Genomic DNA, 5,181 nt, shown 5'->3' with positions numbered 1-5,181 from the left:
GCGGTCACACGTTGAAGCGGAACTCCACGACGTCGCCGTCGGCCATCACGTAGTCCTTGCCCTCGATCCGCGCCTTGCCCGCCGAGCGCGCGGCCGCGACGGACCCCGCCTCGACGAGGTCCGCGCGGCCCGTCCCGGCGTCGAACCCGATGTGCGGATCGTGGGCGTTCCCTTCGACGCGGGCGTGAGCTACCGGCCCGGCGCGCGGTTCGGCCCCGACCACATCCGTGCCTCGTCCAAGCTGCTCCGGCCCTTCAACCAGGCCACGGGGGTGAGCCCCTTTGCCGTGCAGCAGATCGCGGACTGCGGCAACCTGGGGGTGAATCCCTTCGACATCGAGGCCGCCATCATCGCGGTGGAGGAGAACGCGGACGCCATGCGCGCCCACGGCGCCCGCCTCCTCACGCTCGGCGGCGACCACACCCTCGCACTGCCCAACCTCCGCTCCGTCCACCGCACCCACGGCCGGGTGGCCGTCCTCCACTTCGACGCGCACCTGGACACCTGGGACACGTACATGGGAGCGCCCTACACGCACGGGACGCCGTTCCGCCGCGCGAGCGAGGAGGGGCTGCTCGATCCGGAGCACTGCCTGCACGTGGGCATCCGCGGCCCCCTCTACGGTCCGGAGGATCTCGAGGACGACGGTGTCCTGGGGTTCCAGATCATCCGCGCGGACGACTTCGAGGAGCAGCCGCTGCCGGCGATCGTGGACCGCATCCGCGCCCGGCTGGGTGATGCGCCCGTCTACCTCTCGATCGACATCGACGTGCTCGACCCCGCCGCCGCTCCCGGCACGGGCACCCCGGAGGCCGGCGGCCTCACGAGCCGGGAGCTCCTGGGCGCCGTGCGCGGCCTGGCCGGTCTGGACGTCGTCGGGGCGGAGATCGTCGAGGTGGCACCGGCCTACGACCACGCGGAGATCACCGGGCTCGCCGCAGCCGCGCTGGGCTACGAGGTCCTCTCGCTCTGGGGTGCCGCGGCCGCGGACGGCCGGACCGCTGCGCAGGACGGCCGGACCGCTGTGCAGGAGGGCCGGGCATGAGCACGGAGCCGGGAGGCATCCGCAACGGCGGCCTCGCCGTCGTCTCCGCACTGGCCGCGCACGGCGTGGACACCGTGTTCGGCATCCCGGGGACCCACAACCTCGAGCTCTACCGGCACCTGCCCGCGCACGGCATCCGCGCGGTCACGACCCGGCACGAACAGGGCGCGGGGTACGCGGCGGACGGCTGGGCGCTCATGACGGGCCGGCCGGGCGTGGTGCTCACGACCTCGGGCCCGGGGCTCACGAACGTCCTCACCGCGGCGGCCACCGCCTATGCGGAGTCCCGCCCGCTGCTGCTCCTCTCCCCCGGCCCGCCCACGGGTGCCGAGCACGCGGATGCGGGCACGCTCCACGAGACGCGCGATTCCCACGGCATGGCGGCCGCCGTGCTGGGCGCGGCGCACCGTCCGCGCACCGCGGAGGCCGCCGCCGAGGCCGTGTCGCGGGCGTTCGCCCGCTTCCGCACCCGCAGGCCCCGGCCCGTGCACATCGAGATCCCCCTCGACGTCCTGGAGGGGCCCTGGCACGGCGAGGTCCCGGAGCCGGCGGACTGCACCGTGCCGCTGCCGCCGCAGGGTGCCGTACGGCGGGCCGCGGCAGCTCTGCGTGCGGCCCGGAGTCCCCTCCTCCTCGCCGGGGGCGGCACCCGCCGCGCGGGGACGGAGCTGCGCCTGCTGGCAGAGGCGCTCGACGCACCGCTCGTCACCACGGCGAACGGCAAAGGTGTCCTCGACGAATCACACCCGCTGGCCGTGGGCGCGTCCGTCCGCTTCCCGTCCGTGCAGCAGGCCTCCCGGGAGGCCGATGTCCTCCTCGTCATGGGCTCCGAGCTGGGCGACTCCGACCTGTGGGGCGGGACGATCGGGGCACCGCCGGCGGCGAGCGCATCGGCAGCGGAGACGAGTGCGCGGCCGGGGAGCACACCCGCGGCGAGCGCAGCCGTGGACACCGCATCGGACAGCGTCTCCCACCGTACGGACGCGCCCGGTATGCAGACGGTGATCCGCTGCGATGTCGATCCGGAGCAGCTGCACAAGAACCTCGCGGCGGATGTGCCTCTCCTGGGCGACACCGCCGCCTGCGCACGGGCGCTGCTCCAAGAGCTGGAGAGGAACGGTGCAGGCGCTGCCCCGGCGGCAGACGGTCCTGAGACGACGGACACCGCCCGTGCCGACACGCCCGGTGCCGCACGGGCCCGTGCGCTGCGGGCGCGGGCGGACGCGGAGTTCGACGCGTCCACTCTCGGAGCCCGCGTGACCGCACTCGTGCAGGAGGCCGCGGGGCCGGAGATCGTGGTCGCCGGGGATTCCTCCCGCGTCACCTACGACGGCGCGGTGCACGCACTGCGAGCTCAGGCTCCGGACCAGCTGCTCTACATGCCGGGCTTCGCGACGCTGGGCTACGGCATCCCCGCCGCGCTGGGGGCCAAGCTCGCCGCACCGCACCGCCGGGTGGTGTGCGTGGTGGGTGACGGCGCCGCCATGTTCTCCGTCCAGGAGATCATGACGGCAGCGGAACTGGGGCTGGCGATCCCGTTCGTCGTCGTGGACAACGGCGGCTACGAGGAGATCGAGCACCAGATGGATGCGCGCGGCATCGCACCGTTCGCCGTCCGTCTCCGCACTCCCGACTTCGCAGGCCTCGGCAGGGCGATGGGCGCACACGGAATCACGCTCGAGGAGGCTGAGCTCGCAGACGAATTCTCCCGTGCCCTCACCGTCGCCTTGGAGGCGGCGAGACCCACCGTCATCCACGTCCGCGCTGCGGCGCGATAGGCCGCCGGAATCGGCCCGTCTGAGCTGGAACCGGCCGGCGTCAGCGCCGCCCGGACCGGCGGCGCTCAGTGCCCCGCGTCCGCTGAATCCGCGTCCGCCGTCGCGTTCCGCAGGGTGACGAGCGACATGACCGCCGCGGCGACCATGAGCACCGCCGCGATCGCCGAGGTGAGCACCACTCCGGAGTCGAAGGCGTGCTTCGCGGACTCCATGAGCTGGGAGGCGACCTCCGCGGTCTGGGCCCGCGCCACCTCCGCGGCACCGCCGAGCGTCTCTCCCGCGACCCCGGCCTGAGAGGCCGTGAGCGCGTCCGGCAGGTCGACGTGTGCGCGGTAGGCGGCATTGAGGATGCTGCCGAGCACCGCGGTGCCCAGCACGGCACCGGTCTCATAGGCGGTCTCGGAGATCGCCGAGGCCGCGCCCGCCTTCTGCGGCGGCACCGCCGCGAGGATCACGTCGTTGGTGAGTGTCTCCGCCGCCCCCACACCGGCACCGATCACGGCGAACGCGATGAGCAGCCCGAGGTCCGAGCCGGCCTGGCCGCTCAGCAGCACGACACCGTATCCCACCGCATTCAGCAGCAGACCGGCTGCCACGACGTGCGACGGACGCATGACGCGCACCAGGCGACCCACCAGCAGGCCGGCGATGACGGTGACGACGAGGCCCGGCAGGAGCAGCATCCCCGCCTCCATGGGTCCGCGACCGCTCACCAGCTGCAGGTGCTGGGAGATGAAGTAGAGGAAGCCCACGAGGGAGAACACGCTCAGCAGGTTGGCCGCGACCGCTCCGGTGAACTGCGGCACCGCGAACAGCCGGACATCGAGCATGGGCGTGGTGCGGCGCAGCTGCCTGCGGACGAACAGCACTCCCGCGACCGCACCCACTGCCACTGCCACGAGCACGGGCGGGACCAGGCCGTACTGCGAACCCTCCTTGATGGCCCACACGAGCGGGGTCATCGTGAGCATCACGAGGACGATGCTCACCGGGTCCACGGGGCCCGGGTGCGGATCCCTGGACTCCGGCAGGAGCCAGAGGCCCAGCACGAGCAGCGGGACGAGGACCGGCACCGCCATGAGGAAGATGGATCCCCACCAGAAGTGCTCGAGCAGGAATCCGCCCACGATGGGTCCCAGGGCCGCTCCCCCGGAGAATCCGGCGGCCCACACCGCGATGGCCATGCGCCGCTCGGCACGGTCGGTGAAGATGTTGCGGATCAGCGAGAGCGTCGCCGGCATGAGCATCGCGCCGAAGAAGCCCAGAGCCGCGCGCGCCGTGATGAGCGCCTCCGCGGTGGGCACGAACGCCGCCGCGGCGGAGACCACGGCGAAGCCCAGGCTGCCGAGGAGCAGCAGGCGCTTCCGGCCGAACCTGTCCCCCAGGCTGCCCATCGGCACGAGCAGGCCTGCGAGCACGAGGGAGTAGATGTCCACGACCCACAGCAGCTGCGCACCGCTGGGCGCGAGCGCGGCGGAGATCTCCGGCAGCGCGAAGGCGAGCACCGTGTTGTCGAGGGACACGAGGAGGACCGGCAGCATGAGGACGGCCAGCGCCGCCCACCGGCGGGTGGCCGTGGGCAGCGGGCTCGCGGGTGCTGCGGGACGGATGGCGCGCACAGGCTCTGCGGCGTTCGACACGGTCATGGGGCTTGCTCTGCTTTCGCTCTCGGGGCGGACACTCCAACTGTACCGTCCGGACGGTTTAGCGCAAGCGCGAGGTTGTGTAAGGTCGTGCACATGTCTGCCCGCGAAGAAGTCCTCGACGCGTTCGAGTCGATCCTCATAGAAGACGGAGAGCGCACCGCCACCCTGGACGCGGTGGCCGCCCGCGCCGCGGTCTCGAAGGGAGGGCTCCTCTACCACTTCGGTTCGAAGAGCGCGCTCATCGACGGGCTCATCGAGAGGCTCCGCACGCGGGCGGAGATCGATGTGAGCGCCATGCGCGAGGCACCGGAGGGGCCGGCAGCCCGCTACATCGCCACCTCGGTGGTCGAGGACAGCGCCTTCGACCGGACCATCCTCGCCACCGTCTGCCTCGCCCAGGGCTCCGACCCGCGGGCACGGCAGGCGATCCAGGACCTGCGGCAGCAGTGGCTCGCGGCCATCGACGAGGAGATCGGGGACCCCACCGTGTCCGCGGCGATCCTGCTCATGGGAGACGGCCTCTACTACCACGCCTCCCTCGCCGTCGACGGCGAGGCTGCTGCGGAGGCGGTCCGCGGCCTGCCGGACGTCGAGGATCTGCTGGGCGTCGTCGAGACACTCCGCCGCTCCGCCCGCGGCTGACGCGCACAGAGCCGGTCCGCGCACCCAGCCGCCCGTCCTCCGTTCCTACTCGCGCCCGGCCGACGCCCGC

Annotated in this window: 3 protein-coding genes and 2 pseudogenes; 3 read left to right on the top strand and 2 right to left on the bottom strand. The window is 72.9% G+C overall.

Annotation, left to right across the window (positions count from 1 at the left end):
• Positions 1–4: 4 nt before the first annotated feature.
• A pseudogene (locus tag Q0A33_RS05390) lies at positions 5–121 on the bottom strand (DUF933 domain-containing protein); the annotation flags it as partial.
• Between Q0A33_RS05390 and speB the strand changes: the two are divergent.
• Positions 104–1,045 (top strand): annotated as a pseudogene (gene speB / locus Q0A33_RS05385) (agmatinase); the annotation flags it as partial. The pseudogenes Q0A33_RS05390 and speB sit on opposite strands and share 18 nt — an antisense overlap.
• A complete protein-coding gene (locus Q0A33_RS05380; RefSeq protein ID WP_291794199.1) occupies positions 1,042–2,823 on the top strand; it encodes a thiamine pyrophosphate-binding protein in 1,782 nt (593 codons plus the stop codon). The pseudogene speB and the gene Q0A33_RS05380, both read left to right, overlap by 4 nt.
• 65 nt (positions 2,824–2,888) lie before the next feature.
• Here the strand turns inward: Q0A33_RS05380 and Q0A33_RS05375 are convergent, their stop codons facing one another.
• The gene (locus Q0A33_RS05375; RefSeq protein ID WP_291794198.1) at positions 2,889–4,469 is read right to left on the bottom strand and encodes an MFS transporter; all 1,581 of its coding nucleotides are present in this window, start codon (positions 4,467–4,469) and stop codon (positions 2,889–2,891) included.
• Positions 4,470–4,562: 93 nt separating this feature from the next.
• Between Q0A33_RS05375 and Q0A33_RS05370 the strand changes: the two genes are divergently transcribed.
• Positions 4,563–5,111: a TetR/AcrR family transcriptional regulator gene (locus tag Q0A33_RS05370; RefSeq protein ID WP_291794196.1), complete on the top strand. Its 549-nt coding sequence runs from the start codon at positions 4,563–4,565 to the stop codon at positions 5,109–5,111.
• Positions 5,112–5,181 lie beyond the last annotated feature (70 nt).

Origin of the sequence: Brevibacterium sp. (assembly GCF_022712115.1) — a bacterium.
Taxonomy (GTDB): domain Bacteria; phylum Actinomycetota; class Actinomycetes; order Actinomycetales; family Brevibacteriaceae; genus Brevibacterium; species Brevibacterium salitolerans.
This window is presented reverse-complemented; position numbering and strand designations above follow the sequence as displayed.